Below are 26,911 nucleotides of genomic sequence, written 5' to 3'. Positions count from 1 at the left end.
CCGATCCACCACGGATGCCGGGGCAGCCCTTAGGCTTTCTCCATGGCAGGGCCTTTTGTGAACGGCGATGTTCTCCACCGCGCTTGCGGTATCTGTCCGTCGCGGCGTTTCGCTGTCGGGGAATTCGACGTGGTCGAACGCCCGACGAAGGAGTGCCCGTTCAATCCGGCGGACGGACACCGCTATCTGGCCGACGGAACGCCGGTCTGCGTCCACCCGGACAAGGTCGGGCTGCCGGCCGCGCGGTACAGGAGCGAGAACGCCCCACTCCTGGTGACGCTCCGGCTTCCCGCCGACGAGTCGGAATTGATTCCGCATCTCCGCGAGGTGCTGTACGGCGCGGCGCCCATGCTTCTCGATGAATTGATCGGGCAGGCCACCAGGGAGATTCCGCGAGCGTTCCCGCATCGTGACGTTCTCGCGACGCTACGGCGGGCACTCGGCTGAGGGTCCTGCGGCGACATTCGCCGCGGCCGGCCCGGCGGGAAGGCCCGCTTCGAGAAGGGCGCTACAGGGCGTTGCTCAGCCTCTCGCAGACTTCCGCGCACGTCGGCCGGTCGTCGGGCGAACGGCTGAGCATGCGGGGGATGAGCGACCCCAGTACGCCCGGCACGTTCACCGGCCTGTGAGGGCCTGCCACGATGGCTTGCCGCTGGATCTCGCCCCCGATTGGCACGTCTTTGGTTCTTCCTTCCAGTCCGCCGCCCCGGCCGGGCGCGCGTCGGCTTCCGGGAATGACAGGCGCGGCCCGCGTGTTCCCGTCCTGGCGGAGGCGGCCTCCGTACGTAACCCGCGAGCCTGGAGAGAAGCAGACACATGCGCGTCGAGATCTGGAGCGACATCGCCTGTCCCTGGTGCTACATCGGGAAGGCCCGCTTCGAGAAGGGCCTCGCGGCCTTCGCCCACCGGGACGAGGTCGAGGTGGTGCACCGGTCGTTCGAGCTGGACCCGGGGCGGGCCAGGAAGGACACCGGCGATGTGATCGACATGATTGTCTCCAAGTACGGGCGCACCCGTGAGGAAGCCCTCGCCATGGAGGAGCACGTCGCCTCCAACGCCCGCTCCGAGGGCCTCGGTTACCGCACCGAGGGGCGCGATCTCGGGAACACCTTCGACATCCACCGGCTCTCCCATCTCGCCAGGGCCCGCGGCCGTCAGGACGAGCTGCTGAACCTCGCCTACCGGGCGAACTTCGCCGAGGAGCGCTCCGTCTACGACCACGAGACCCTGGTGGACCTCGCCGTCGAGGCCGGCCTGGACGAGGCGGAGGCCCGGGGTGTTCTCGCCGACGCCGACGCGTACGCCGACGAGGTCAGGGCGGATGAGCGCGAGGCCGCCGAACTGGGCGCGAACGGCGTGCCGTTCTTTGTCCTCGACCGGCGCTACGGAGTCTCCGGCGGGCAGCCGGCCGAGCTGTTCACGCAGGCGCTGGAGCAGGCGTGGCAGGGCAGGACGATCACCCCGATCGGCGGGTCCGGCCAGGACGCGGCGGCTTGTGACACGGACGGTTCCTGCGAGGTTCCGCAGGCCGGGGCCCATTCATAAGCACCGCTTGGGTGTGCCCGTCAGCGATACGCGATTGACTGCGGTGGGGGCGGGTCCCAGGGTGGGCGCATGGACACCCTGGGAGGCGCCGCGTTCGCGCCGGAGACGACCTATCTCAACACCGCCAGTTGCGGGCTGCTGCCTCTCCGGGCAGTCGAGGCCGTACGGACCCTGGCCGAGGAGAACGCCACCGGACGACGCGGAGTGGGCGCGGGAAGTTTTGAGTCGGTCGGGGCGGCTCGCGCCTCCTTCGCACGGCTTGCCGGGGTCCCGGCCGAACGGGTCGCGGTGGGCAGCGCGGTCTCCGTCCATGTCGGACTGATCGCGGCCTCGATGGAGGCGGGCGCCGAAGTCCTCGCCCCCGAGGGTGAGTTCAGTTCGGTGGTCACCCCCTTCTCCGTCCGCGGAGACCTGAAACTGCGGTACGCGCCGCTGGACGGCCTGGCCGACGCGGTGCGGCCCGGCACCGCGCTGGTGGCGTTCTCGGCGGTGCAGTCAGCCGACGGCAGGATCGCGGACCTGGCGGCGGTGCGGGCCGCGGCGGCCGCCCACGGCGCCCGTACGCTGGTGGACGCCAGCCAGGCCGCCGGCTGGCTGCCGTTCGACGCGGGGGCGTACGACTACACCGTCACCGGCGGGTTCAAATTCCTGGTCAGCCCGCGTGGCACCTCGTTCCTCACCGTGACGGAAGAGGCACAGGAGTCACTGGTCCCCCTGCACGCGGGCTGGGTCGCGGGCGAGGATCTCGGGGGCAGCACCTACGGCCCCGTCGGGCAACTGGCCCACTCGGCGCGGCGCTTCGACACGCCGGTCTCCTTTCTCTCCTACCACGGCGCGGAGCAGTCCCTCGCGCTCCTGGAGGAGATCGGCGTCGAGGCGATCCATGCCTACAGCACCGCTCTCGCGGCCCGCTTCAGGGAGGGCCTGACCGGGCTCGGTCTCGCACCGGTCCCCGGTGACTCCGCCGTCGTCGGCGTCCCGGGGCTGGCACACCGGCACCCCGATCTGCGCCGGGCGGGAGTGGACGTCTCGGCGCGCGCCGGGAATCTGCGAGCCGCCTTCCACCTCTACAACTCCACCGCCGACGTCGACCGCGCGCTGGACGTGCTCGCGGACCAGGGCGCGTCCGCGACGTAGACCCGCACCACCACCCTCAGGGCCGCCCGTCCGTCTCCCCGGGCGGCGGGCAGTCCCCGGTCTCCGCGCAGAGATTCGCCTCCACCTTGGCCAGCAGCCGGGCCAGTTCCGCGCGCTCGGTGCCGTCGAGCCCCGCGAGAGTGCGCTCCTCCAGCTCGGTCCAGGCGGCTTCCACCCCGGAGCGGAGTTCGCAGCTCTCGGGGGTGGCCTCCACCAGGACGGCGCGCCGGTCCAGCGGGTCGGGTGAGCGCTTCACATGGCCGCCGCTGTCCAGCCGCTGGAGCATCTTGGTGACGGTCGAGGGGTCGAGGGCCATCGACCTGATCAGCTCGGACTGGCGCACCGCGGCCGAGTCCCACAGGCGCATCATCAGGAGCTCCTGGCCGGGATAGAGACCGGTGCGCCGCAGCAGCTTGCCGGCGGCGGCCCGGTGCAGCCGGGAGACCCGGGACACGGCATGGCTGACGGGTCCGCCCAGCGCGGTGCCGGGCAGACAGTCGGTACAGGCGGGGTCGTCCGATTTCATATGAATGAGCTTATCTTGGCCGGCCAAGGAATGAGCCGGAGGGCTCTGTGGTTGATTAGTTGGCCGACCATGTATTGAGGTCGGCGACCAGTTCGGCGGGCATATGACATGCCGGTCCGCCCCGGCCCACACAGCGCTATGGGAGCCTTCATGACCACCGCGTTCGATCCGATCGACCTCTCGGGTACGCAGCTTGTCAACCGCATCGCCATGGCACCGATGACCCGCAGCCGCGCGTACGGCCCGGGTCACTCACCCACCGATTCCACGGTGGAGTACTACGCGCAGCGGGCCTCGGCCGGCCTGATCATCACCGAGGGCACCCAGCCCTCGGTGGTCGGCCAGGGTTACCCGGACACCCCCGGTCTGCACAGCGAGGAGCAGATCGCGGCCTGGCGCAAGGTCACCGACGCGGTGCACGCCAAGGGCGGAAAGATCTTCGCGCAGCTCATGCACTCCGGCCGGATCGGCCACCCGGATCTGCTGCCGGACGGACTGGTCCCGGTCAGCGCCTCCGATGTGGCCCCGCCGGGACAGGCGTACTTCCACGACGGCCCCAAGGACTATGTCGCTCCGCGCCCGCTGACCGCCGACGAGGTGCGCGAGACCATCGCGGACTTCGTCTCGGCGGCCCGCAACGCCATCGAGGCCGGCTTCGACGGCGTCGAGCTGCACGGTGCGAACGGCTATCTGATCCACCAGTTCCTGGCCCCGAACACCAATCTGCGCACCGATGAGTGGGGCGGCTCCGTCGAGGGCCGGATCCGTTTCGCGGTCGAGGTGAGCCGGGCCGTCGCCGAGGAGATCGGGGCCGCCCGCACCGCCCTGCGGATCTCGCCCGGAAACCCGTACAACGGCATCGTGGAGTCCGATCCCGAGCCGACGTACACCGCGCTGGTCCAGCAACTGGAGCCGATCGGTCTCGCCTATCTGCATCTCATCGAGAACACGCGCGAGTTCACGCTCGTGGTGCGCAAACTGTTCACGGGGACGCTCGTCCTCAACGCCGCGACCGAGGGTTTCACCGGCCCCGACGCGCTGGGTCTGGTCGAGGACGGCACCGCCGACGTGATCTCCTACGGCGCTCTCTTCCTCGCCAACCCGGACCTGCCGGCCCGGCTGAGGACGGGCGGGCCGTTCAACGCCCCTGACCCGGCCTCCTTCTTCGGCGGGGACGACAAGGGCTACACCGACTACGCCTCGCTCTGAGCGGGGCGGCGGGACGGACCGTGGTGGTCCGTCCCGCCGCAGGCCGGTCGCCGTCCTACCGCACCGGCGTGAAGTCCCGGGCCCCGATGAAGCCGGGCCGCGGCGCGGGCGCCGCGAAGGGCTCGACCGCCTCGTTCTCCACGCTGTTGAACACGATGAAGACATTGCTGCGCGGGTACGGCGTGATGTTGTCGCCCGAGCCGTGCATGCAGTTGCAGTCGAACCAGGTCGCCGAACCGGGCCCGCCCGTGAAGAGCTTGATGCCGTGTTCGTCGGCCATCTCCGTCAGCGCCGCGTGCGACGGCGTGCCGGCGTCCTGCATCTGGAGCGACCGCTTGTAGTTGTCCTCCGGGGTCTCGCCCGCGCAGCCCAGGAAGATCCGGTGCGACCCCGGCATGATCATCAGGCCGCCGTTGGTGTCGAAGTTCTCGGTCAGCGCGATGGAGACGGACACGGCCCGCATGTTCGGCAGGCCGTCCTCGGCGTGCCAGGTCTCGAAGTCCGAGTGCCAGTAGAAGCCCGAGGCGCCGAAGCCCGGCTTGACGTTGATCCGCGACTGGTGGACATAGACGTCCGAGCCCAGGATCTGGCGGGCGCGGCCCACCACCCTTTCGTCCCGTACGAGTCCGGCGAAGATCTCGCTGATGCGGTGGACCTCGAAGACGGACCGCACGTCCTGCGACATGGGCTCGATGATCGAGCGCTCGTCGGCGCGTACCGCCGGATCGGTCGTCAGCCGTTCCAGCTCGGCGCGGTAGAGGGCGACCTCGTCCGGGCCGATCAACTGGTCGACGGTGAGGAAGCCGTCCCGCTCGAAGCCGGTGAGTTCCTCGGCGGCGATCGGGCCGGGGGCGCCGGGCGCGGACCAGACGACGGGGTCCTGCCGGGGGGTGGTCACCTCGCCGACGCCGCGGGTCGGGTACAGGTCGGTGCGTGCAGGGGCGGTGGTCATGGTGTCAGCCCTCCTCGGTCAGCAGCGGATAGACGCCGTTCTCGTCGTGGTCCTCCCGCCCTGTCACGGGAGGGTTGAAGACGCAGACGCAGCGGAAGTCGGTTTTCGGGCGGAGCGTGTGGTGCTCGTGCCCGTCCAGCAGATACATCGTGCCGGGGGAGATCCAGTGGGTCTCGCCGGTGTCGTCGTCGGTGAGTTCGGCCTCGCCCTCGACGCAGAGCACGGCCTCGATGTGGTTGGCGTACCACATCGATGTCTCCGTACCCGCGTAGAGGACGGTCTCGTGGAGGGAGAAGCCGACCTTCTCCCTGGCGAGCACGATGCGCTTGCTCTCCCAGGTGCCGGAGGCCGACTTCACATGACGGTCGGTGTTCTCGATGTCCTTGAACGATCGGACGATCACGGTGCGTTGGTGCCTTTCTCTTGAACGGGGGCCCGGGTACGGCGCCCCCGTGTACGAGCCGGCGTCAGGCGGTCTCGCGGACCGCGCGGGCCACGGTGCGCAGGCCCTCGTCCAGTTCGTCGGGGGTGATGGTGAGCGGTGGCAGCAGCTTCACCACCTCGCTCTGCGGACCGGAGGTCTCCAGCAGCAGCCCCAGCTCGAAGGCGCGGGCGCAGACGGCGGAGGCACGGGCCTTGTCGGCGAACTCCAGCCCCCAGACCAGACCGCGGCCCCGGAAATCGGCGGCCGTGCCGGCGGACTCGGCGGAGATGGCCAGCAGCGCCTGCTCGACCTGCTCGCCCCGGGCGATGGTCTGCTTCTCCATCTGGCCGTCGGCCCAGTACGTGTTGAGCGCGGCGGTCGCGGTGACGAAGGCCGGGTTGTTGCCCCGGAAGGTCCCGTTGTGCTCACCCGGCTCCCAGACGTCCAGTTCCGGGGTGAACAGGCACAGGGACATGGGGAGCCCGTACCCGCTGATGGACTTCGAAAGGGTGACGATGTCCGGGGTGATGCCCGCCTCCTCGAAGGAGAAGAAGGCGCCGGTACGGCCACAGCCCATCTGGATGTCGTCGACGATCAGAAGCATGTCGCGGCGATGGCAGAGATCGGCCAGCGCCCGCAGCCACTCGGGCCGCGCGACATTGATGCCGCCCTCGCCCTGGACCGTCTCGACGATCACGGCGGCGGGCTTGTTCAGCCCGGAGCCCTGGTCCTCCAGCAGCCGCTCGAACCAGAGGAAGTCCGGCGTGCGGCCGTCCAGATAGTTGTCGAACGGCATGGGGGTGCCATGGACCAGCGGTATCCCGGCGCCGGCGCGCTTGAACGCGTTTCCGGTGACCGCGAGCGAGCCCAGGGACATGCCGTGGAAGGCGTTGGTGAAGGAGATGATCGACTCGCGGCCCTTCACCTTGCGGGCGAGTTTGAGGGCGGACTCGACCGCGTTGGTACCGGTGGGGCCCGGGAACATCACCTTGTACGGGAGGTCGCGCGGCCGCAGCACCACATGCTGGAAGGACTCCAGGAAGGCGCGTTTCGCGGTCGTCGCCATGTCGAGGCCGTGGGTGATGCCGTCGCGTTCGATGTAGTCGATCAGCGCCCGTTTCAGGACCGGGTTGTTGTGGCCGTAGTTGAGTGCGCCGGCGCCCGCGAAGAAGTCGAGGTAGCTGTGACCGTCCTCGTCGGTGAGCCGGCTGCCCTGCGCGCGGTCGAACACGGCGGGCCAGCCGCGGCAGTAGCTGCGTACCTCGGACTCGATGGCCTCGAAGACGCTCAGGGCGGGCTGGGTGATGGTCACGGGGATCTCCTGCCGGTGGAAAGTGAGAAGGGGAGGGGTCCGTCCGGGCCGGGCGCTGAGCGGGCCCCGGGGCGCGGCGGCGCTTTCGGCGGGCGGTTCGCGCCGGGTGGGCGCGCGGCGCGGAGGCAGCGGCGCGCTCGGCGGCGTCTCAGAACGAGAGCGGGCCGATCCGGTACAGCACCTCCGGCTGGTGTCCCCCCTCGGGGAAGAGTCCGCCGTCGAAGAGGACCTCGCGCTCAAGTCTCGCGCCGTGGCGGGCGGCGTACGCGGTGAACAATCGGTCCGAGGCGGTGTTGTCGGGTGTCACGGTCGTCTCCAGCGCCGTGATCCCCTGCTCCCCGGCCACCCGGGCGGTCAGCTCGTCCAGCAGGAGGCCGGCGAGCCCGCGTCCCCGCCGGACGGCGTCGACGGCCACTTGCCAGATGACGAGCGCCTCGGGTCGCTCGGGCCGTATGTATCCGGTGACGAAGGCGGTCGGTGCTCCCGCCTCGTCGCGGGCGACGAGGGACGTGGCGCCGAAGTCACGGCACCAGAGCAGATAGCTGTACGAGGAGTTGAGGTCCAGGACCTCGGAGTCGCGGGCAATGCGCCAGATCGCGGCTCCGTCCTCCACTCGTGGGGTGTCGATCGCAAAGGACTGAGGGAATTCGGGTCGGGCGCCTGCAAGGTCTGCTTGTGCGGCGGTCATACAGAGTGAATTTACCTAGCAAATTCCGAACATGCATCTCCTGCAGAGGTTGGCGGTGAGGCTCATCTGTGTTATCGCCTGAGCCCTGATGCCTCTGAATCCAAGGAAAATTGGACGGATGTGGGTTGAAAATGCAGGGCAAAACGGACGGATTTGTGGACTCGGTCACATGTCTGTCACGCCCATGAGGCCAGTCCGACCCGCTCGGCCGGCGCTGACAAAAGCATGGAGTTTAGGGTATCGGGCAGTGGGCAGAAGCGAACGGGAAGCTGCCCTCAATAAGGCAGCTTCCCGTTTTTGTATTCTGTTGTGGGCGGCTTATTTAATTTCCGGATGCTACTGCCGCACGTCGTGGACCGCGCGCTCGGCAGCGTCCTGATCCACCGGGACGCCGCTCTCGGCGAGAGCCTCGCCGAGGGCCCTGAGCGAGGACAGCACCGCCGCCGGCGTCGCGTCCGCGCCGTAGTGATTGACCCGGATCATCTCCTTGGCCGGCGCGCCGCCGCCGGCGATCAGCGGCAGCGCCGGATCGGCGGCCAGCGCCCTGGCCACCACCTCGCCGGCGTCGACCCCGGCCGGAGTGCGCAGCGTCGTGGCGACGGGCGCCGCGTCGGCCGCCTCGGTCACGAACGGCGCCAGACCGCCGCCCAGCGCCAGCGCGCCCGCCCGGGTGGCGGCGGCGGCCGAGGCGTGCCGGGCCATGACCGTCTCCAGGCCCTCCGCCTCGACGCGCTCGACGCATGCCTCCAGCGCCAGCATCTCCAACTGGGCCGGGGCGTGCGGCAGCGCCCGCCGGCCGGTGTCGATCCAGCGCTCCTTCCAGTCGAGCAGCGAGAGATACGAGCGGCGGGGCGCCCGCGGATTGGCGGTGAGCCGTTCCCAGGCCCGTTCGCTGACCGACACCGCCGAGACCCCGGCGGGGCCGCCCATCGCCTTCTGCGCGCCGATCACGCACAGGTCCACGCCCCAGGCGTCGGGCAGCAGCGGCTCGGCGGCCACCGAGGCGACGGCGTCCAGCATGAACAGCGCGCCGTGGGCCCGTACCACCTCACCGATCGCGGCGACCGGGTTGGTGTTGCCGGTCGCCGCCTCGGCGTGCACCAGGGACACGAAGTCGATCCCGGGGTGCGCGGCCAGCGCCCGCTCCACCTGCGCCGCGGTCACGGCGGTGTGGAAGGGCACCTCCAGGTCGACGACCGTGGCGCCGCAGTCGCGCAGCCAGTTCCCGAAGGTCTGCCCGTACGGGCCCGTGACGACGTTCAGCGCGGTGGAACCGGGCCTGGCGCCGCCCCGGACACAGCCCTCCAGCGGCAGCAGGGCCTCGCCCTGCATGATCACGACATCGTTCTCGGTGGCCAGGAGCGAGGCGACCCGGCGTTCGACGGCGGCGAAGTGCGCGGCGGTCAGCGGGGCCAGGTCCAGCAGCGGGTGTGTCACGGCGGTGCTCTCTTCGGAAGGGACGCTTCGGTGGTGCCGGCGGGTCGGGACCGGGCCGGTGCGGGTCCGGCTCGGACCACCGGTCGAGAGTAAGGGCTGTCCCGTGGGGGATCGCGGGGCGGCCCGGGGCCGCGGTTTCGTACAGTGCTGGTCATGAGTGATCAGGCGGTGCTGCGGGTGAAGGGGCGGGTGCTCGTCGGGCCCGAGGAGGCCAGGGACGAGTTGTGGGTGGTGGGCGGCAGGATCACCTACGAGCGCCCGGCCGGGGCCCGCGACGTCCGTACCGTCGAGGGCTGGGCGCTGCCCGGTCTGGTCGACGCGCACTGCCATGTCGGTCTGGGCCCCCATGGCGCGGTCGACGAGGCGATCAGTGAGAAGCAGGCGCTCGGCGACCGCGACACCGGCACACTGCTGCTGCGGGACGCCGGATCGCCCGCGGACACCCGCTGGATCGACGACCGCGACGATCTGCCGAAGATCATCAGGGCGGGCCGTCACATCGCCAGGACCCGCCGCTACATCCGTGGCTTCGCCCATGAGATCGAGCCGGAGGATCTGGTGGCCTACGTGGGCAGGGAGGCCCGGCGCGGCGACGGCTGGGTCAAGCTCGTCGGCGACTGGATCGACCGTGACGCGGGCTTCCTGACCGCGAGCTGGCCGCGCGCCGAGGTGGAGGCGGCCATCGCGGAGGCGCACCGGCTCGGCGCCCGGGTCACCGCGCACTGCTTCGCCGAGGTCGCCCTGCGTGATCTGGTCGAGGCCGGGATCGACTGTGTCGAACACGCGACGGGGCTCACCGAGGACACCATCCCGCTCTTCGCGGAGCGTGGTGTCGCGATTGTCCCCACGCTGGTCAATATCGCGACGTTCCCCCAGCTCGCGGCGGCCGGCCAGGAGAAGTTCCCGCGCTGGGCGGCGCAGATGAACGGGCTCCACGAGCGCCGTTACGACACGGTGGGCGCGGCGTACGACGCGGGCATCCCGGTCTTCGTCGGTACGGACGCCGGCGGCTCGCTGGCCCACGGCCTGGTGGCGGCCGAGGTCGGGGAGCTGGTCAAGGCCGGCATCCCGCCGGTGGAGGCGCTCTCGGCGGCGGCCTGGGCCGCGCGCGGCTGGCTGGGCCGCCCGGTGCTGGAGGAAGGCGCCCCGGCGGATCTCGTGGTGTACGACGAGGACCCGCGCGCGGACGTACGGGTGCTGGCGGCGCCCCGGCGGATCGTGCTGAACGGTCATGTCGTCGGCTGACCCGGAGCGGCGCCGGGTTGACGGCACGTGACGCGAGGGCCGCGCACGTCGTTGAAGGGCCTTATGCGCGTCCGGCGGAGACCGGCCGGCACGCGGCCCGGTTCCCCGTCTCACGGGTGACACCAGAGCATGCGTGTGCCACAAGAATCGAATATGGGCCCGGAAACCCCACTTTAGAGTGAACTCACCGAAGGTGTCTGCCAGTTCACCCACAGTGCGTAAAGATTCCGGTGTCCCAGTCGCCGCCGCCTCGTGTCCCGATGCCGGAGGCGGCGGCACCAGATCTCTTGTGGGGGTTTCACCATCTTGAACAGCAATACCTTCCGCATGCCCGCACGCCGCTGCGCCGGTGTTGTGGCCGCCGTGGCGCTGACGGCGGGGCCCGCGCTCCTCGCCGCTCCGGCGCAGGCCACCGAGGGCACGGGCGAAGGGCGGGCGAGTGCGGTCGTACTCAGGGCCGGCCTCGATGTGTCCCTGCTCAACAAGACCGTCAAGGTGCCGCTCCGGGCCTCGCTCAACGCGGTGGAGGCGCCGGCGAGCGCCGAGGAGACCGCGCTGAGCGTCCGGCTGGACGGAGTCGACCAGGGCAGGCCCGTCAGCGTGCTGCGCGCCGATGTGGCGACCGCCGAGGCGACCACCGACAGGCGCGGGGCGCGGGGATACACCAACCTCGCCCACGCGAAGGTGCATGTCCCCGGGCTGCCGCTGCTCTCGCTCATCGAGATCCAGGAGGTCACGTCCAAGGCCGTCTGCGAGGCCGGGAAGCGGCCGGTCGCCGAGTCCAACCTGCTGGGCCGGGTGACGGTCCTCGGCAAGCGGGTCACGCTCTCCGCCGGGGGACCGACCGTGGTCACGGTGCCGGGCGTGGGTGAGGTGCGGCTCGACCTGTCGAAGGAGGACACCACCTCCCGTACGGCCGCGGCCACCGCGCTGCGGCTCAAGGTGGCGGTGAATCCGCTGAATCTGAACGTCGCGGAGGTCAACGGGGTCGTCACCCTCGCCGAGGCCACCTGCGAGTCACCGAAGGCGCCCGCCGCGGCCGAGACGCCGGCCGGAGAGGGCCTGGAGCCCCAGACCGCCGAGGAGCCGGCGCAGGAGAACCTCGCGGAGACCGGGGGCAGTTCCGCGACTCCGTATCTGGTGGGCGGGGCCGCCGTCCTGCTCGCGGTGGGCGGTGGCGCCCTCGCCATGGCGAGGGCCCGGGCGAAGCGCTGACGCGCCGGCCCGCCCCGGCGGGGGAAGCCGGAGGGTCTGAGGGGACCCGGGAGGATCCGGCGGACCGGCGGCGGGGGGCCAGGGTCTGACCGGCCCTGGGGGAGAGCGGTGTCCCGGTGAGGGGGCACCGCTCTCCCGTGCCGCCGGTACGGGGCGACCGGTACGGGCCGCCGCGTGCGGGCGGGCGGACCGGGCCTCCCGGGCGCCGTCAGCCGCCCACCGCCGTCAGCGCCTGGTCCAGTGCCTGGAGAAAACGGTTGGTGGTGGCCCGGTCGCGCACCGCGAGGCGCAGCCACTCCCCGTCGAGGCCGGGAAAGGTGTCCCCCCGGCGCGTGGCGAAGCCCAGCGTGCGCAGGCGCGCCCGGACCGCGTCCGCGCGAGCCATCCGTATGAGCACGAAGGGCCCGCGCGCCGTGTCGACCGTCCGTACCTCCTCGAACTCCGCCAGGCCCGCCAGCAGATGGGCCCGCTCCACGGCCGTCCGCACGGCGGCCTCCTCGGCCTCCTTGAGCGCGGCTGGCGAGACGCACGCCTCCGCGGCCGCCAGCGCCGGCGTCGAGACCGGCCAGAGCGGCTGCGCGCGCTCCAGCGCGGCCACCGTGTCCGGCCCCGCCAGCACATAACCGATCCGCAGCCCCGCGAGCCCCCAGGTCTTGGTGAGGCTGCGCAGCACCACCAGTCCCGGGACATCGGTACACCCGGCGAGGGCCTCCGGCTCGCCGGGCACCGCGTCCATGAACGCCTCGTCCACCACCAGGGTCCGCCCGGGACGGGCCAGCCGGGTGATCGTCGCCGCCGGATGGAGCACGGAGGTCGGGTTCGTCGGATTCCCGACCACCACCAGATCGGCGTCCTCGGGGACCGCCGCCGGATCCAGCCGGAAACCGTCCTCCGCGCGCAGCAGCACCCGGCGCACATCGTGCCCCGCGTCCCGCAGCGCCGCCTCCGGCTCGGTGAACTGCGGATGCACGACGACGGGCCGGCGGACCGGCAGCGCGCGGGCGAGCAGGACGAACGCCTCGGCCGCGCCCGCCGTCAGCAGCACCCGTTCCACCGGCAGCACGTGCCGCGCCGCGACCGCCGCGCGGGCCGCCCGCCCGTCCGGATAGGCGGCGAGCCCCGCCAGCGAACCGGCGATGCGCGCGCGCAGCCAGTCAGGAGGGGTGCCGGTACGGACATTGACCGCGAGATCGACGATCCCGCTCGCCGCGTCCCGCAGTTCGGCGTCGCCGTGATGGCGCAGATCGTGGTGGTCAGCGCGCGTAGACATGGCAGTCACGCGTCTGAACGCCGGTTATGACGGATCTCGCTCGCGCACGGGAGCGCACCTGCGGCGGCGCCGTCGCCAACGACGGCCCGGGCTGGACCACGCGGGTCATCGGACTCCTTCCGAATGCCACCGGCAGCCCCGGGGCGTCGCCATGCGGCCCGCGGTGCTCCGCGTGGCCGCTGCTGTATACCGTCAACACCCTCATCATGTCCGCACGCATCCGTTCCACTCCGCCCGGTCCCGGCGCACCACGGCGCAGGTGACCGCGGAGCGCCCGGCGCGCGGGCCCGACTTCCTTTTCGGTACGAGGAGTTCGCCCCCGCCGGCCAGCGCGGCGGCCTCGGCGACGGACGGCGTCCCCACGGCGGCCAGCGGCGCACCGGACGGATTCGGTACGGCGATGCCGGCCAGCAGCGCGGCCGGATGACCCCGCACCGGCACCCCCAGCCGGGCCGCCGCTCCGAGGATCCCGGCCTCGCCCGCCCTGGTGTCGAGCGTCGCCAGCTCGACGACGGAGTGGGTCGGGAGCCCCGCGTCCCGCAGGGTCTCCTCGATCAGCGCGAGCACCTCGCCCGCGCGGACGCCACCACGCGCGCCGACCCCCACCACCAGGACGTACGGGGGAGCCGGGGGGCCGCCGGTCATGGACCGCGCCTTTCCGGTCCGTCGGTGTGTCCCGGATGTGCGAAGTACGGGTCCGATCGGCTATGCAGGGGCGCATGGCGGTCTTCGTCGCGCTCGGCGCGTTCCTCATGACGCTGTTCGGCGGCTGGACGGCGCAGCGCGTCACCGACCGCCGCCATCTCGTACTGGGCCTGGCGGGCGGTCTGATGCTCGGCGTGGTCGGACTGGATCTGCTGCCGGAGGCGATGCGCGCGGCCGGCGACAAGGTGTTCGGAGTGCCGCAGGCGCTGCTGCTGTTCGTCGGCGGTTTTCTCGTGGCCCATCTGGTGGAACGGCTGCTCGCCGGCCGCCGGGCGGCACACGGCGCCGGCCCCCGGGAGGGCGGCCGGGCGCCGGGGACGGGACTGGCCGCGGCAGCCGCCATGGTCGGCCACAGCCTGATGGACGGTGTCGCGCTCGGCGCGGCCTTCCAGGTCGGCGGCGGCATGGGCACCGCCGTCGCGCTCGCCGTCATCGCCCACGACTTCGCCGACGGCTTTAACACGTACACGCTGACCAGCCTGTACGGGAACGCCCGGCGCAGAGCGCTCACCATGCTCTTCGCGGACGCCGTCGCGCCTGTCGCCGGCGCCGCGTCCACCCTCTTCTTCACCCTGCCGGAGGAACCGCTCGGCAGCTATCTCGGCTTCTTCGGCGGCGCTCTGCTCTATCTCGCCGCCGCCGAGATCCTGCCCGAGGCCCATCACGAGCATCCGGCGCGGTCCACCCTGCTCTGCACGGTCCTGGGAGTGGGCTTCATCTGGCTGGTGGTGGGCTTCGCCGACTGAGTGGCGGACCGTCCCGCCGGGCGCGGCGATCACCGCCCGGCCCGGCTCATGCCGCGCGCCCCTCGACGCATCTCTCGACGAACCGCCGTGCCATCTCCGGCGCCGCCGCCCAGTGCGTATGCAGATAGCTCGCGTGCACCCCCCGCTGGACAAACCCCTCCAGGCGGCGCTCCGGATGCGTGAGCCCCCACGCGGGAGCCGCCCCGGCGCCCGGCTCCAGCACCGTCCGATGGAACTCGTGCCCCCGCACCCGTGTCCCGGTCGCCGCCAGCGCGCTGTCACCGACCGCCACCGCCTCGCGGTAGCCCAGCGTCAGCCGCCCCGACATCCGGGCGTCGGCGTCGAGCACGCCGCACATCGGCTTCCCGTCCAGGGAGCGCGCCAGATACAGCAGCCCGGCGCACTCGGCGGCCACCGGTGCGCCGGAGTGCGCCAGCTCCGAGACGGTTTTGCGCAGCGGCTCGTTGGCCGACAGCTCGGGCGCGTAGACCTCCGGAAAACCGCCACCGATCACCAGGCCCGCGGTCCCGGCCGGAAGCCGCTCGTCACGCAGCGGGTCGAACGGGACGACATCCGCGCCGGCCGCCGTGAGCAGTTCCGTGTGTTCCGCGTACGAGAAGGTGAACGCGGACCCGCCGGCCACGGCCACCACCGGCCGGGCACCCCCCGGCGGCACGACCGGTTCGAGATCCGGCGCCCAGGCCGCCGCGTCCAGCGGCGGCGCGCTGCGCGCCAGCGCGAGGAGCGCGTCCAGATCGCACCCGGCGCGTACCCGCGCGGCCAGCTCCCGCATCGAGTCCAGCGCGTCCGCGTGCCGCTCCGCGACCGGCACCAGACCGAGATGACGTGACGGCGTGCCGACCAGATCGGTGCGCCGCAGCACCCCCAGCACCGGCACACCCGACTCGTCCAGCGCGTCGCGCAGCAGCCGCTCGTGCCGGTCGGTGGCGACCTTGTTGAGGATCACCCCGCCGATCCGTACCTCCGGGTCCCAGGACGCGAAGCCGTGCACCAGCGCCGCCACCGAACGCGACTGCGACGAGGCGTCCACCACCAGCACGACCGGCGCCCGCAGCAGCTTCGACACCTGCGCGGTGGAGGCCAGTTCGCCCTGGCCCGAGGCGCCGTCGTAGAGCCCCATCACGCCTTCGACGATCGCGAGGTCGCAGCCCGCCGCGCCGTGCGCGAAGAGCGGCCCGATCAGCCCGGGGCCGCACAGGTAGGCGTCCAGATTGCGGCCCGGACGTGTCCGGCCCCCGGCCGACACCGCCAGCGCGTGATATCCCGGATCGATGTAGTCGGGCCCGGCCTTGTGCGGGGACACGGCGAGGCCGCGCTCCGAGAAGGCGGCCATCAGGCCCGTGGCGACCGTGGTCTTGCCGCTGCCGGACGACGGCGCGGCGACGACCAGGCGCGGGACGTTCACCACTCGATGCCCCTCTGGCCCTTCTGGCCCGCGTCCATCGGGTGCTTGACCTTGGTCATCTCGGTGACGAGGTCCGCGAAGTCCAGGAGTTTCTCCGGGGCGTTGCGCCCGGTGATCACCACATGCTGGGTGCCGGGCCGGTCGCGCAGCACCTCGATCACCTCGTCGGTGTCCACCCAGCCCCAGTGCAGCGGGTAGGCGAACTCGTCCAGGACATAGAGCCGGTGCGTCTCGGCCGCCAGATCACGCTTGACCTGCTCCCAGCCCTCGCGCGCCGCCTCCTCGTTGGAGAGCTGCGAATCGCGCTGCACCCAGGACCAGCCCTCGCCCATCTTGTGCCAGGCGACGGAACCGCCCTCGCCGCTCGCGCCCAGCACCTTCAGCGCCTGCTCCTCGCCGACCTTCCACTTCGCGGACTTCACGAACTGGAACACCCCGATCGGCCATCCCTGGGTCCACGCGCGCAGCGCGAGCCCGAACGCCGCCGTCGACTTGCCCTTGCCGGTGCCCGTGTGGACGAGGACCAGCGGACGGTTGCGGCGCTGACGGGTGGTCAGACCGTCGTCCGGTACGACTGCCGGCTGTCCCTGTGGCATTACGCGGCCCTCCTGGGGTGCTTGATTCCGGTGGTTCCGTTGCCGCCGCCCCTGGTCCCCTGGACGTCCCTGACCAGACCGGCGATGCTGTCGGCGCGCAGCTCGTCCAGAGTGACGGCGGTGCCCGCCAGATCGGCGGCGAGGGTCCCGGCGAGACCGAGCCGTACCGGCCCCGACTCGCAGTCCACCACCACCGAGGCGGTGCCTTCCGACGCGTGCAGCCGGGCGGCGCGCGACGCGAGCGCCACTGGATCCTGGCCGCCGGTCGCCCGGCCGTCCGTCACCACCACCAGCAGCGGACGGCGCGCGGGGTCCCGCATCCGCTCCACCCGCAGGACGTCGTGCGCCTTGAGCAGCCCGGCCGCGAGCGGGGTGCGGCCACCGGTGGGCAGCGACTCCAGCCGGGCCGCGGCGGCGTCCACCGACGACGTCGGCGGCAGCGTCACCGCCGCCTCCCTGCCCCGGAAGGTGACCAGGCCGACCTTGTCCCGCCGCTGGTACGCGTCCAGCAGCAGGGAGAGCACCGCGCCCTTCACCGCGCTCATCCGCTGCCTGGCCGCCATCGACCCGGACGCGTCGACCACGAACAGCACAAGATTTCCCTCCCGCCCCTCGCGGGTCGCCTGCCGCAGATCGTCCCGGCGGACCACCAGACCGGGGCCGCTGCGCCCGCGCGCCCGCTGGTGCGGCGCCGCGGCCCGCACGGTCGCGGCGAGATGCAGTCGGGTCAGCGCGCCCCGGGGGCGCCGGGAGCCCGTCGTCCTGCCGTGTTCGGTGCGGGCCCGCGAGCGGCGTCCTGCCGCGCCCTCGCCGAGGCCCGGCACGCTCAGCATCTTCGTACGGAACGGCTCGGCGGCCCGTACGGCGGACTGCTCACCGGCCCCGGAGCCCCGTGGCCCGCTCCCGGCCTCGGGCCGCGCGGGCGTGTCATCCTGCCCTGACGCCGGCTCCCGGGGCGTGTCCTGCGCTTCGGGACCGGACGCCGGCGGCTGCCCGCCACCCCCCGGACCGCCGGGCCCGCCACCGGGCCCGCCGTCGGGGTCGTCGGGGCCGTCAGGGCCAGCGGGGTCGTCGGGGTCGTCAGGGCCGGCGGGGCCGAACTCCTCCAGCGTGTCGTCCAGCTTCTCCTCGTCGAGCCCCGGCGCGTCGAAGGGATTACGGCGCCGCCGGTGCGGCAGCGCCAGCAGCGCGGCCTGCCGTACGTCCTCCGCGAGCACCTCGGTACGCCCGGCCCAGGCGGCCAGCGCCGTGGCCGTCCTGGCCATCACGATGTCCGCGCGCATCCCGTCCACCTCGAAGGCGGCGCAGGTCGCGGCGATCTGCAACAGCGCCGCGTCGCCCAGCCGCACCTCGGGCAGCAGCGCCCGCGCGGTGCCGATGCGCTCCCGCAGGGCGCTCTCCTCGCCGGCCCAGCGCGCGGCGAAGGCCGCCGGGTCGGCGTCGTACGCGAGCCGCCGCCGTACGACCTCCACCCGCTGTCCGGGCTCGCGCGAGGCCGCGACCTCCACGGTGAGCCCGAACCGGTCGAGCAACTGCGGCCGGAGCTCGCCCTCTTCGGGGTTCATCGTGCCGACGAGAAGGAAGCGCGCCGCGTGCCGCACGGAGACGCCCTCGCGCTCCACGTACGAGGCCCCCATGGCGGCCGCGTCCAGCAGCAGGTCGACCAGGTGGTCATGGAGGAGGTTGACCTCGTCGACATAGAGCACGCCCCGGTGCGCGTCGGCGAGCAGTCCCGGCTCGAACGCCTTCACGCCCTCCGACAGCGCCCGTTCGATGTCCAGCGCGCCGACGAGCCGGTCCTCGGACGCTCCGACGGGCAGCTCCACCATCCTGGCCGGCCGGGAGATCCCCGGCGCGTTCCCGTGCGGCCCGTCCGGGCATCCCGGGTCCGGCGCGGCCGGGTCGCAGCTGTACCGGCAGCCCGCGACGGTCGCCACCTCGGGCATCAGCGCCGAGAGCGCCCGCACCGCGGTGCTCTTCGCCGTGCCCTTCTCCCCGCGGACCAGGACACCGCCGACCGCCGGACTGACCGCGTTGAGCAGCAGGGCCAGCCGCAGATCGTCCATCCCCACCACGGCGGTGAACGGAAAGGGTGTGCTCATATGCTGATCGCTCCTTCGAGTGGACGGCGTCCGGCGGCACGGGTACGACGGCGGGAACACACCGGGGTGCCCCCGCCAAAACGGGTGATCACGGCGCTCCCGGCGGGACGAAGGGCAGCCCCGCAGGCGCCCCCTCCTCGATCAGCCGCAGCAGCGCGTCCGTGTCCGCGTGCTCCTCGACGAGATCGCCGAGCAGGTCGAGCTGTTCCTCGCGGAGCGCGCCGAACCGGGTGTCGGGCGCCGGCACGAACCGCCGGCCCGCCGCCCGCGCGACCTCGGTCAGGAAGCGCCGCCGGAACGCGTCGCTCTCCAGCGCCCCGTGCCAGTGCGTGCCCTGGACGGCCCCCGACCGGCAGCCGTCCAGTGGCCGCCCCCGCGCGTCCGAGACAAACGTCTCGCCGCCGAGTACCTCCGCGACGCCGTGATGGATCTCGTACCCCTCGACGGCCTCGCCGAGTGCCCGGCCCGACGGCCTGGCCAGGGTCTTCTCCCGGTCGAAGCGGATTCGCACGGGCAGCAGGCCGAGCCCCGCGACACTGCCCGCCCGCGACTCGACCTCGTCGTCTATGCGCTCGCCCAGGATCTGGTAGCCACCGCAGATCCCCAGCACGGGACGGCCCTCGGCGGCCCGCCGGACGATCGCGTCGGCCAGCCCGCGCTCACGCAGCCACGCCAGGGCCCGCACCGTGCCGCGGGTGCCGGGCAGGACCACCAGATCGGCGTCGGCCAGCTCCTCGGCCCGGTCCACGAACCGCACCACGACCCCCGGCTCCGCCGCGAGCGCGTCCACATCGGTGAAGTTGGACATCAGGGGTACGGCGGGCACCGCGACCCGCAGCACGTCCTCGCCGTACGGGGGAGACACCCGGGACTCGCGGGCGCCGCCCCGCAGGGACACCCGGAGCCCATCCTCCTCGTCGATCCCCAGGCCGTGCCGGTACGGCAGCACACCCAGCGTGGCCCGCCCGGTCAGGCCGCGCAGCATCTCCAGGCCCGGTTCCAGCAGGGACACATCACCGCGGAACTTGTTCACGAGATAGCCGGCGACCAGCGCCTGGTCCTCCGGACTCAGCAGCGCGGTCGTCCCGAAGAACGAGGCGAAGACCCCGCCGCGGTCGATGTCCCCGACCACGACCACCGGCAGCCGCGCGGCCCGCGCCACGCCCATGTTCACGATGTCGGTACGGCGCAGATTGATCTCGGCAGGACTGCCCGCCCCCTCGCAGATCACGGCGTCATGGGTGCGCCGCAGCTCTTCCAGGCACTCAAGGACCGTGCCCAGCAGGGCTTCCCGTCCGCCCCCGGCGGACGACGCGGCGGAGCCGGACGGCCCGCCGGATCCGAAGAACCCCCGGGCGCTCATCTCGCCGACCGGACGCCCCATCAGCACCACCTGGCTGCTGCGGTCACCGCCCGGTTTCAGCAGTACGGGGTTCATCAGGGCGGTCGGCTCCACCCGGGCCGCCTGCGCCTGCATCGCCTGCGCCCGGCCGATCTCCGCGCCTTCGCGGGTCACGAACGAGTTCAGCGACATGTTCTGCCCCTTGAAGGGCGCGACCCTGACCCCCCGGCGCGCCAGCCACCGGCAGATCCCCGCCGTGACGACGCTCTTCCCGGCGTCCGAGGTGGTCCCGGCCACCAGCAGCCCGCCACCGAGCCTGTTCCGGCTCATCCGTGTCCCTTTCCGGCAGCCGCCGCGCCCGCGCGGGACGCGGCGGCCCGGCGTATCGCGCCGTACCCGAGGCGGCCCGCGACACAGGCCGCCAGCGCCAGGGTGCTCACCCGGCGCGACAGGCGCACCGCCCGCTCGATGTCCGCGACCTCGACGGGCCGCCCTTCGCCGTTCAGCACCGGCCGGTGCTCGATCCGGCCGCCGTACGCGAGCGTCCCGCCGAGACGTACGCCCAGCGCCCCCGCGAACGACGCCTCCACCGGGCCCGCGTTGGGACTCGGATGCCGCCCCGCGTCGCGCCGTGCCGCGCGCACGGCCCCGCGCGGGTCGCCGCCCGCCGGCACGGCCAGCGCGGCGGTCAGCCGGGCCCCGGGCCAGCCGACGACATCGTCGAGGCGCGCCGAGGCCCAGCCGAAGCGGCGGTGGACGGCGGACTTGTGACCCACCATCGCGTCCAGCGTGTTCACCGCCCGGAACCCCACCAGACCGGGCACGCCCGCGACCGCTCCCCACACCAGCGCGCCGACCACGGCGTCCGAGGTGTTCTCGGCGACGGACTCCACGACGGCCCGCGCGATCTGCTGCCCGTCCAGTGCCTGCGGATCGCGTCCGCACAGCCGGGGCAGCCGCTCCCGGGCCAGTCCGATGTCCCCGGCGGCGAGCGCGTCGCCGATGGCCCGCGCCTCCCGTCCCAGCGAGGTGCCGCCGACGACGGCCCAGGTGGCGGCGGCGGTCAGCGCCACGGAGGCGGCGCGGTGGTCCCGTACGCCCCGGGCGGCGAGCGCCGCGGCACCGGCGGCGCCGCCGACGCACACCGCGGTGTGCAGCGCGCCCCAGCCGCGGTGGTCACGCCACAGGACCCGCTCGACGGCCGAGGCGGCCCGGCCGAACGCGGCGACCGGGTGGCCGCGGCGCGGATCGCCGAACAGCCGGTCGCCCAGGAGGCCGGCGGTCGCGCCGTACGCGAAGATCCGTCCGGCGGCAGCACCGCGGCCAGGCATGAAGAAGTGTCCTCACTCAGGGTCCGCGCCCCGGCTCGACGTGTCGCGGCGGCGAGAGTTCCTGGCTCCTGGGGGACGGGGCTCCCAGTGACAGTGGCGGGACCGCGCCGGATTCGCACCGGCTTCCTCTTCTGCCTCCGTAAATGGCCCCGGCAGTCCACCACGCTGCCCGAACACCCGTCAACTCATCGCTGACCTGCGACGGGACAGTGTGCCGAGACCCACATGGCGCGCCCGCGCCCCGAGACACGACGGAGCCGGTCCCGGCGCACCCGGGCGCGGGGACCGGCGGGCGTGGGGGTGGAGCCCCCGGCCGCTCAGACGACGATCAGATGGATCCCGTAGGCCACGGCCGCCCCGCAGAGCGCGAAGCAGACATAGGCGCCCGCACGGGCCACCGCCGCCCCGCCGGAACCCCCGGAGGCCGCCGGCGGGCGCTTGGCGAGCCCCACGACGCCGAGGGTGAACAGGCCCACGAGTCCGATCGTGGCCGCGAGGCTGACCCCGAACACGGAGCCGAGCGCCATCCAGTCGATGTACATGTTGCTGTCCTTAGAGGTCGCCCGAAGGGGTGGGGGAGGAATGAGCAGGCCGGGAGGGGAAGCCCGGCAGGGCGCCGGAGGAAGGCGACACCGCCCGGCCCATTCGCGCGCCCCCTACACCGTGGCGGTCCGCGCCGGCTCGCCGGCGTCGACCGCGGGGGACGGGATGGTGGTCGAGAGGCCCGGCGCGACACCGGTCGTGTGCGGCGGGGGGACGGTCGCCAGGGCGGCCGTGACGATGTCCGCGGGCTCGGCGGCGGTGACATTCGTGTGGTCGACCGGCTGCCGCCGCGAGGCGAGCCAGATCGCCCCGGAGACCGCGACGAGCAGCACGGCGACCACCGTCACGCCCCAGGCGCCCTGCCCGGTCAGGAACTCGGCTCCGGCGGCGACCAGTCCCGCGGACGGCAGGGTCAGGCCCCAGGCGACGAACATCCGGGTGGCGGTGGACCAGCGGACCACGCCGCCCCTGCGGCCGAGGCCCGCGCCCATCACGGCGCCCGAGCAGGACTGGGTCGTGGAGAGCGAGAAGCCCAGGTGGGAGGAGGCCAGGATGACGGTCGCCGCACTGGTCTGGGCGGCGAAGCCCTGCTGTGGCCGGAGATCGGTCAGGCCGGTGCCCATGGTGCGGATGATGCGCCAGCCACCGAGATACGTGCCGAGCGCGATCGCGGTGCCGGCGGAGACGATGACCCACAGCGGCGGATTGGCCCCGGGGGCGAGGACGCCACCGGTGACCAGGGCGAGCGTGATCACACCCATGGTCTTCTGCGCGTCATTGGTGCCATGGGCGAGGGAGACGAGCCCCGCGGAGGCGATCTGCCCGGCGCGGTAGCCCTTGGCGGTGGCCTTCTCGTCCGTACGGCTGCCGATCAGATAGGTCAGCCGGGTGGCGAGCAGGGCAGCGAGGCCGGCCACGACGGGTGCGGCGAGCGCGGGGATCAGGACCTTGGTGATGACCACACCGCCGTTGACGCCCGAAGTGCCGACCGACATCAGTGTGGCGCCGATCAGGCCGCCGAAGAGCGCGTGGGAGGAGCTGGACGGCAGACCGAGCAGCCAGGTGAAGAGATTCCAGAGGATGGCGCCGACGAGCGCCGCGAAGATCACTTCGGTCTGGATGCCCTGTTCGTTGATGAGCCCGCCGGAGATGGTCTTGGCGACCTCCACGGACAGGAACGCGCCGACGAGATTCAGCACGGCGGACATGGCCACCGCGATCTTGGGCTTCAGTGCGCCGGTCGAGATGGTCGTCGCCATCGCGTTGGCGGTGTCGTGGAAACCGTTCGTGAAATCGAACACGAGAGCCGTCACGATCACGATCGCGAGCAGCAGCGTGATGTGTTCCATTTACCCAGGCAATCGTTTGACGTCGGTGGCCGCGGTGAACTTATGGAATCAGAGTGAACGGAAGGTGAACTGGATAAGGCTTCGCGGTGCCCTCGTGTGAGGAGATGTTGCTCCGTATGCACCGGGGGCCGGCGGCCGTGACGGCGACCCGCCCCGCCTGACAGGATCACCGCATGACCGGGCATCAGCGGCAGGACGCGACGGCGGGCGATCAGCGGCCGGACGACGTCGCCCGCGCATGGCGGGATCTTGTGGCCACGGCCCGCAGGACGGCGGCCGAGGGACTCGTCGTCGGCACCTCGGGCAATGTGTCGGCGCGGGTCGGCGAACTGATCTTGGTCACCCCGAGCGGTGTGCCGTACGACCGGCTGACGGCCGGGGACACCGTCGCCGTCGATCTCGACGGCCGGCAGGTGCTCGGCGATCTCGTCCCCACCAGCGAACTCCCGCTGCACCTGGCCGTCTACCGGAACACCCCGGCCGCCGCCGTGGTCCACACCCACGCGGTGCACGCCACCGCGGTCTCCACGCTCGTCCCCGAACTGCCCCCGATCCACTACATGGCGGCGGCCTTCGGCGGCTCCGTCCGGGTCGCGCCGTACGCGCTGTACGGCACCGACCAACTGGCCGCCGGCATGCTGGACGCCCTGCGCGACCGCACGGCCTGCCTGCTCCAGAACCACGGCACCGTCGTCTACGGCCACACTCTTGACAAGGCGTACGACGACACGGCCCAACTGGAATGGATGTCCCGACTCTGGCTGGCCGCCGCTGCCGTGCCGGGCCACACCCCGGCGCTGCTGTCACCGGCGCAGGTACGCGAGGCCGGGGAGAAGTTCAAGGGCTACGGCCAAAACCGCTGAGCACCCGCGCGGCCGGCCCCTGGGCGCCCACGGGCCCGGGCCTCGCCCACCGACGGACGACGCCCACTGGCCGAGGCGGGCGGGCATGACGACACTGGACCTGTGCGCCCGGCTACAGCGACGGCAGCGGCCGTCTCCACACTGATCGGGGTCGGCGCGGCTGCGGTCGCCGTCGGCCGGTACGCGGGCGACGCCGCGCTCAAGGTGTCGCCGGGGCGGCCCCTGCCCGGCGACCCCCGCCTCACCGTGCACGCCACGGCCGCCGGACAGGTCACCCTGACCCGCTGCCTCGCCTCGCTGCGCCCCGGCACCTACGGACTTGAGGGGGCCGGCGTCCACGCGGTCGTCGGGCCCGTCCTGGAGGGCGTGCCGCACGCCGCCGACACCGTCGTCCGCAGGCTGGAGAGCGTCACCCGCGGCAGCCTCGCCAAGGGCACCAGGGTCCGCCTCACCCCCCAGGCGCACAGCGGCGACCCGACCACCGCGCTCGACCTCGACCACAAGGACGTGGAGGTCGCCGGCGAACTCGGTGCCCTGCCCGCGTGGTTCGTCCCGGGACAGCGCGAGACCTGGGTGATCACCACCCACGGGCTGGGCACCACCCGCGAGCACCCCCTGAACATCATGGGTTTCCTGGCGGAACTGGAACTCCCGGTGCTCGACCTGGCCTACCGGGGCGACCCGGGCGCGCCCCGGTCCCCCGACGGTCTCGGCCACCTCGGCGAGTCCGAGTGGCGCGACCTCGACGCGGCGATCCGCTACGCCGTCCGTTACGGCGCCGACCGCGTGATCCTGATCGGCTGGTCCATCGGCGCGACGATGGCCCTGCACGCCGTCGTCGACTCCACGCTCACCGAACGGATCTCCGGGCTGGTGCTCGACTCGCCGGTGCTGGACCGGGAGGCCACCGTGCGGGCGCTCGCCACCGCCCGCCGCGTCCCCGGACCGCTGCTGCCGCTCGCGGTCAGGGCGGCCCAGGGCAGGACGGGGCTCCGCGGGGACCTGCTGCGTCGGGCCACCGACACCCGCACCCTGCATGTTCCGACGCTGATCTGCCACGGCCCGGACGACGCCCTCGCCTCCTGGGACGCCTCCCGCGAGCTCGCCGCCGGCCGCCCCGACCTGATCAGTCTCCACACCGTCGCGCACGCGCCGCACGCCGCGATGTGGAACGCCGATCCGGCGGGATACGAGGAGGCGCTGCGCCGTTTCCTCACCCCGCTGCTGTAGCGCCCGGCCCGGACCCCGTCCTCCGCCTCGCGATCCGCCAGGTCCTCCGCCGGCCCCGGGCCCGCCCCGTCCCGACCGGTCCTCAAGCCGTCCGCACGCCGCCCAGCAGGACTTTTCCCGCCCGGCTCCGCCGGCGCCCCGCCTCCGCCGGAGGAGCCCTTCCGGCCGCCCCGGAGCGACGGAACAGATTCCGTTTGGGCTTTCGGGCGGTCACCGGGAAGACTGCTCCCGTGACGTCCCGAAAGCCTGATGAGCAATTGGCGCGCAACTCCAGACTCCGACTCGTCCGCCCGAGGTCGTTGGCCACGGCCCGTCGGGCCGTGACCGATGGACGCGGCAGGCCGGCACCCCGGCCGCCCGAGGGCACTCCGCCCCCCGCGGAACTGGCCCGCCAGGCGAGGGAGGTCCTCGCCGATGCCGTGCGGATCGCCCGCTGGGCGGCCGTCGACCGGGACCCGGGCGCGGGTCCACTCACCGAGGCCGCACAGGAACGGGCCGCCGCCGCACTGGAGCTGACACCGGACCAGGTGCGCGCGAGCTGGGACCGCGCCCGGCTGGCGGGCCTCGTCGAGCTGCACGGCGGCACCGTACGTCCCGGCTGGCGGCTCCAGGCATGGGACCGCGACGACAGCGCCGTCCAGCGCGGCTGGGTCGCGCTCTTCGACGCCTGGTCGCTCGTCCACCCGGCCCCCGCCGATGTCGCCCCCGCCACGGTCGCCGAAGTCGTCGAAGCCGTCCCCCAGGTGCTCTCGCTCCTCCAGCTCTCGGCCGGCCCCGTGCTCGTACCGGCCCTGCTCGATCTGCTGCGGCAGCGCGTCGCGGAACTCCACGAGGAGCGCTGCGAGGTCCCGTACGCGCCGGGGGCCGAGCCCGCCGCCCAGGAGCCACCGGCGGACGCCCTCCTGCCTCCGCTGCTCCAGTGGGCCCTGGAGGGCCTCGCCGCCGTCGGCGCGCTGACCCTCGGCGAGGGCCAGGCGACCCTCACCCCGCTCGGGAACTGGGCGGTCTGGGTCAAGCTGGAGCAGATCTGTGTCGCGGCCCAGAGCCCCGCCGGCAATATCGAGCAGTCCGCCCAGGACATGCTCCGCGGCTGCGCCCGGCTCACCCCCGGGCCCGCCCGCGCCGAATACCGCGCCTGGCTCGCCGCCCGCACCGTCGGCAGCGCTGTCACCGAGCTGCTCGCCGTCGCCCGCGGCGAGGACGCCCTGCTGCGCGGTCTCGCCTTCGAGGCGCTGCGGGTCGTCGGCGCGCCCGCCGAGGCCGGCGTGCGGTCGGCGGCGGACGACAGCTCGCTGCGCCCCTACGCCCTGCTCTGGCTGGCCGAGTACGAGGGCGCCGACCCCGAGGACGCCGCCGACGTCCTCACCCGTGAGGAGTCGACCTGGCTCTGGGTGGACACCGCCGCGGCCGTCGCCGACCACGGGGAGAGCGATCTGCTGGTCCGTCATCTGGATTCCGCGGTCCAGGGCAATGTCCCCGCACTGCTCGACGAGATAAGAGCCGTGGGCCATCCGCGCACCGTCCAGGTGCTGGTCGCCCTGGCCGCCGCGCACCCGGATCCCGCCCTCGCCAAGGCCGTGCGCCGGGCGGCCTTCCAGGTGCACACCGGAGGCTCCTGACCCGCCACCGGAATCCCCGTGCTTCCTCCGGGCCCGCGCCGCGGCGGTGCCGGGCCCATGGACGGGCATGATCTCTCCGGCCGGGTCCGCGGTGGCGCG

The 26,911-nt window shown here is 72.9% G+C and carries 24 protein-coding genes, 1 pseudogene and 1 riboswitch; of the genes and pseudogenes, 10 read left to right on the top strand and 15 right to left on the bottom strand.

Annotation, left to right across the window (positions count from 1 at the left end; translation table 11 throughout):
* Window positions 1-42: 42 nt before the first annotated feature.
* From ABZ707_RS00355 to ABZ707_RS00345, 3 genes are all read left to right on the top strand, one after another.
* The gene (locus tag ABZ707_RS00355; protein ID WP_360165297.1) at window positions 43-447 is read left to right on the top strand and encodes a hypothetical protein; all 405 of its coding nucleotides are present in this window, start codon (window positions 43-45) and stop codon (window positions 445-447) included.
* Window positions 448-816: 369 nt separating this feature from the next.
* Complete coding sequence (locus ABZ707_RS00350; protein ID WP_360165294.1) at window positions 817-1,545, top strand: DsbA family oxidoreductase; 729 nt, start codon at window positions 817-819, stop codon at window positions 1,543-1,545.
* 69 nt (window positions 1,546-1,614) lie between these two features.
* Complete coding sequence (locus ABZ707_RS00345; protein WP_360165291.1) at window positions 1,615-2,682, top strand: aminotransferase class V-fold PLP-dependent enzyme; 1,068 nt, start codon at window positions 1,615-1,617, stop codon at window positions 2,680-2,682.
* Between the two features lie 16 nt (window positions 2,683-2,698).
* On the opposite strand, the gene ABZ707_RS00340 is transcribed toward ABZ707_RS00345, so the two are convergent.
* Window positions 2,699-3,208, bottom strand: a complete 510-nt coding sequence (locus ABZ707_RS00340; RefSeq protein ID WP_360165288.1) for a MarR family winged helix-turn-helix transcriptional regulator — start codon at window positions 3,206-3,208, stop codon at window positions 2,699-2,701.
* A 150-nt stretch (window positions 3,209-3,358) separates the two neighbouring features.
* Here ABZ707_RS00340 and ABZ707_RS00335 point away from each other — a divergent pair, with 150 nt between their 5' ends.
* Window positions 3,359-4,417, top strand: coding sequence for an alkene reductase (locus ABZ707_RS00335; protein WP_360165285.1), 1,059 nt, complete (start codon window positions 3,359-3,361; stop codon window positions 4,415-4,417).
* Window positions 4,418-4,472: 55 nt separating this feature from the next.
* On the opposite strand, the gene thpD is transcribed toward ABZ707_RS00335, so the two are convergent.
* From thpD to ABZ707_RS00310, 5 genes are all read right to left on the bottom strand, one after another.
* Window positions 4,473-5,369: an ectoine hydroxylase gene (gene thpD / locus ABZ707_RS00330; RefSeq protein ID WP_360165282.1), complete on the bottom strand. Its 897-nt coding sequence runs from the start codon at window positions 5,367-5,369 to the stop codon at window positions 4,473-4,475.
* Between the two features lie 4 nt (window positions 5,370-5,373).
* Window positions 5,374-5,772: an ectoine synthase gene (locus ABZ707_RS00325; protein WP_360165279.1), complete on the bottom strand. Its 399-nt coding sequence runs from the start codon at window positions 5,770-5,772 to the stop codon at window positions 5,374-5,376.
* A 64-nt stretch (window positions 5,773-5,836) separates the two neighbouring features.
* Complete coding sequence (gene ectB, locus ABZ707_RS00320; RefSeq protein ID WP_360165277.1) at window positions 5,837-7,105, bottom strand: diaminobutyrate--2-oxoglutarate transaminase; 1,269 nt, start codon at window positions 7,103-7,105, stop codon at window positions 5,837-5,839.
* A gap of 148 nt (window positions 7,106-7,253) precedes the next feature.
* Window positions 7,254-7,793, bottom strand: a complete 540-nt coding sequence (gene ectA, locus ABZ707_RS00315) for a diaminobutyrate acetyltransferase (RefSeq protein WP_360165274.1) — start codon at window positions 7,791-7,793, stop codon at window positions 7,254-7,256.
* 336 nt (window positions 7,794-8,129) lie between these two features.
* On the bottom strand, window positions 8,130-9,230 hold the full coding sequence (locus ABZ707_RS00310; protein WP_360165271.1) for an aminotransferase class V-fold PLP-dependent enzyme: 1,101 nt from the start codon (window positions 9,228-9,230) through the stop codon (window positions 8,130-8,132).
* 153 nt (window positions 9,231-9,383) lie between these two features.
* Here ABZ707_RS00310 and ABZ707_RS00305 point away from each other — a divergent pair, with 153 nt between their 5' ends.
* Window positions 9,384-10,475 carry an amidohydrolase family protein gene (locus ABZ707_RS00305; RefSeq protein WP_360165268.1) on the top strand — a complete coding sequence of 364 codons (1,092 nt, stop codon included), beginning with the start codon at window positions 9,384-9,386 and terminating at the stop codon, window positions 10,473-10,475.
* Between the two features lie 306 nt (window positions 10,476-10,781).
* The gene (locus ABZ707_RS00300; RefSeq protein ID WP_360165265.1) at window positions 10,782-11,690 is read left to right on the top strand and encodes an SCO1860 family LAETG-anchored protein; all 909 of its coding nucleotides are present in this window, start codon (window positions 10,782-10,784) and stop codon (window positions 11,688-11,690) included.
* Window positions 11,691-11,898: 208 nt separating this feature from the next.
* Here the strand turns inward: ABZ707_RS00300 and cobC are convergent, their stop codons facing one another.
* Together cobC and ABZ707_RS00290 are read right to left on the bottom strand one after the other, a co-directional pair.
* On the bottom strand, window positions 11,899-12,960 hold the full coding sequence (cobC, locus tag ABZ707_RS00295; protein WP_360165262.1) for an Rv2231c family pyridoxal phosphate-dependent protein CobC: 1,062 nt from the start codon (window positions 12,958-12,960) through the stop codon (window positions 11,899-11,901).
* A 240-nt stretch (window positions 12,961-13,200) separates the two neighbouring features.
* A pseudogene (locus ABZ707_RS00290) lies at window positions 13,201-13,572 on the bottom strand (cobalamin biosynthesis protein); the annotation flags it as partial.
* 107 nt (window positions 13,573-13,679) lie between these two features.
* Here ABZ707_RS00290 and ABZ707_RS00285 point away from each other — a divergent pair.
* A complete protein-coding gene (locus ABZ707_RS00285) occupies window positions 13,680-14,411 on the top strand; it encodes a ZIP family metal transporter (protein ID WP_360165259.1) in 732 nt (243 codons plus the stop codon).
* A 46-nt stretch (window positions 14,412-14,457) separates the two neighbouring features.
* On the opposite strand, the gene ABZ707_RS00280 is transcribed toward ABZ707_RS00285, so the two are convergent.
* The 7 genes from ABZ707_RS00280 to ABZ707_RS00250 all read right to left on the bottom strand — a co-directional run bounded on the left by ABZ707_RS00280 (window position 14,458) and on the right by ABZ707_RS00250 (window position 23,100).
* Window positions 14,458-15,840, bottom strand: coding sequence for a cobyrinate a,c-diamide synthase (locus ABZ707_RS00280; RefSeq protein WP_360165256.1), 1,383 nt, complete (start codon window positions 15,838-15,840; stop codon window positions 14,458-14,460).
* Window positions 15,834-16,433, bottom strand: a complete 600-nt coding sequence (gene cobO / locus ABZ707_RS00275; RefSeq protein WP_360165253.1) for a cob(I)yrinic acid a,c-diamide adenosyltransferase — start codon at window positions 16,431-16,433, stop codon at window positions 15,834-15,836. Before cobO ends, ABZ707_RS00280 begins: the two co-directional genes overlap by 7 nt.
* Window positions 16,433-18,535 carry a putative cobaltochelatase gene (locus ABZ707_RS00270; RefSeq protein ID WP_360165250.1) on the bottom strand — a complete coding sequence of 701 codons (2,103 nt, stop codon included), beginning with the start codon at window positions 18,533-18,535 and terminating at the stop codon, window positions 16,433-16,435. The genes cobO and ABZ707_RS00270 overlap by 1 nt, the downstream gene beginning before the upstream one ends.
* Window positions 18,536-18,623: 88 nt before the next feature.
* Window positions 18,624-20,207: a cobyric acid synthase gene (locus tag ABZ707_RS00265; RefSeq protein ID WP_360165248.1), complete on the bottom strand. Its 1,584-nt coding sequence runs from the start codon at window positions 20,205-20,207 to the stop codon at window positions 18,624-18,626.
* On the bottom strand, window positions 20,204-21,208 hold the full coding sequence (locus ABZ707_RS00260) for a cobalamin biosynthesis protein (RefSeq protein ID WP_360165245.1): 1,005 nt from the start codon (window positions 21,206-21,208) through the stop codon (window positions 20,204-20,206). The genes ABZ707_RS00265 and ABZ707_RS00260 overlap by 4 nt, the downstream gene beginning before the upstream one ends.
* 35 nt (window positions 21,209-21,243) lie before the next feature.
* Window positions 21,244-21,377: riboswitch (cobalamin riboswitch) on the bottom strand.
* Between the two features lie 148 nt (window positions 21,378-21,525).
* Window positions 21,526-21,750 carry a hypothetical protein gene (locus tag ABZ707_RS00255; protein ID WP_360165242.1) on the bottom strand — a complete coding sequence of 75 codons (225 nt, stop codon included), beginning with the start codon at window positions 21,748-21,750 and terminating at the stop codon, window positions 21,526-21,528.
* A 114-nt stretch (window positions 21,751-21,864) separates the two neighbouring features.
* Window positions 21,865-23,100: an inorganic phosphate transporter gene (locus ABZ707_RS00250; RefSeq protein ID WP_360165239.1), complete on the bottom strand. Its 1,236-nt coding sequence runs from the start codon at window positions 23,098-23,100 to the stop codon at window positions 21,865-21,867.
* A 173-nt stretch (window positions 23,101-23,273) separates the two neighbouring features.
* Between ABZ707_RS00250 and ABZ707_RS00245 the strand changes: the two genes are divergently transcribed.
* The 3 genes from ABZ707_RS00245 to ABZ707_RS00235 all read left to right on the top strand — a co-directional run bounded on the left by ABZ707_RS00245 (window position 23,274) and on the right by ABZ707_RS00235 (window position 26,812).
* The gene (locus tag ABZ707_RS00245; protein ID WP_360165236.1) at window positions 23,274-23,963 is read left to right on the top strand and encodes a class II aldolase/adducin family protein; all 690 of its coding nucleotides are present in this window, start codon (window positions 23,274-23,276) and stop codon (window positions 23,961-23,963) included.
* Between the two features lie 102 nt (window positions 23,964-24,065).
* Window positions 24,066-25,193, top strand: coding sequence for a hypothetical protein (locus ABZ707_RS00240; protein ID WP_360165233.1), 1,128 nt, complete (start codon window positions 24,066-24,068; stop codon window positions 25,191-25,193).
* 320 nt (window positions 25,194-25,513) lie between these two features.
* Window positions 25,514-26,812, top strand: a complete 1,299-nt coding sequence (locus tag ABZ707_RS00235) for a hypothetical protein (RefSeq protein WP_360165230.1) — start codon at window positions 25,514-25,516, stop codon at window positions 26,810-26,812.
* The last annotated feature ends 99 nt before the right edge of the window (window positions 26,813-26,911 follow it).

The organism is Streptomyces sp. NPDC006923 (assembly GCF_040635655.1).
Taxonomy (GTDB): Bacteria; Actinomycetota; Actinomycetes; order Streptomycetales; family Streptomycetaceae; genus Streptomyces.
This window is presented reverse-complemented; position numbering and strand designations above follow the sequence as displayed.

Excerpts from the sequence above, each read along its gene's own strand:
- ABZ707_RS00355 (WP_360165297.1), top strand. The coding sequence starts at position 43 with ATGGCAGGGCCTTTTGTGAACGGCGATGTTCTCCACCGCGCTTGCGGT.
- ABZ707_RS00350 (WP_360165294.1), top strand. The coding sequence starts at position 817 with ATGCGCGTCGAGATCTGGAGCGACATCGCCTGTCCCTGGTGCTACATC.
- ABZ707_RS00345 (WP_360165291.1), top strand. The coding sequence starts at position 1,615 with ATGGACACCCTGGGAGGCGCCGCGTTCGCGCCGGAGACGACCTATCTC.
- ABZ707_RS00340 (WP_360165288.1), bottom strand. The coding sequence starts at position 3,208 with ATGAAATCGGACGACCCCGCCTGTACCGACTGTCTGCCCGGCACCGCG.
- ABZ707_RS00335 (WP_360165285.1), top strand. The coding sequence starts at position 3,359 with ATGACCACCGCGTTCGATCCGATCGACCTCTCGGGTACGCAGCTTGTC.
- thpD (WP_360165282.1), bottom strand. The coding sequence starts at position 5,369 with ATGACCACCGCCCCTGCACGCACCGACCTGTACCCGACCCGCGGCGTC.
- ectA (WP_360165274.1), bottom strand. The coding sequence starts at position 7,793 with ATGACCGCCGCACAAGCAGACCTTGCAGGCGCCCGACCCGAATTCCCT.
- ABZ707_RS00305 (WP_360165268.1), top strand. The coding sequence starts at position 9,384 with ATGAGTGATCAGGCGGTGCTGCGGGTGAAGGGGCGGGTGCTCGTCGGG.
- cobC (WP_360165262.1), bottom strand. The coding sequence starts at position 12,960 with ATGTCTACGCGCGCTGACCACCACGATCTGCGCCATCACGGCGACGCC.
- ABZ707_RS00285 (WP_360165259.1), top strand. The coding sequence starts at position 13,680 with ATGGCGGTCTTCGTCGCGCTCGGCGCGTTCCTCATGACGCTGTTCGGC.
- cobO (WP_360165253.1), bottom strand. The coding sequence starts at position 16,433 with ATGCCACAGGGACAGCCGGCAGTCGTACCGGACGACGGTCTGACCACC.
- ABZ707_RS00270 (WP_360165250.1), bottom strand. The coding sequence starts at position 18,535 with ATGAGCACACCCTTTCCGTTCACCGCCGTGGTGGGGATGGACGATCTG.
- ABZ707_RS00265 (WP_360165248.1), bottom strand. The coding sequence starts at position 20,207 with ATGAGCCGGAACAGGCTCGGTGGCGGGCTGCTGGTGGCCGGGACCACC.
- ABZ707_RS00260 (WP_360165245.1), bottom strand. The coding sequence starts at position 21,208 with ATGCCTGGCCGCGGTGCTGCCGCCGGACGGATCTTCGCGTACGGCGCG.
- ABZ707_RS00255 (WP_360165242.1), bottom strand. The coding sequence starts at position 21,750 with ATGTACATCGACTGGATGGCGCTCGGCTCCGTGTTCGGGGTCAGCCTC.
- ABZ707_RS00250 (WP_360165239.1), bottom strand. The coding sequence starts at position 23,100 with ATGGAACACATCACGCTGCTGCTCGCGATCGTGATCGTGACGGCTCTC.
- ABZ707_RS00245 (WP_360165236.1), top strand. The coding sequence starts at position 23,274 with ATGACCGGGCATCAGCGGCAGGACGCGACGGCGGGCGATCAGCGGCCG.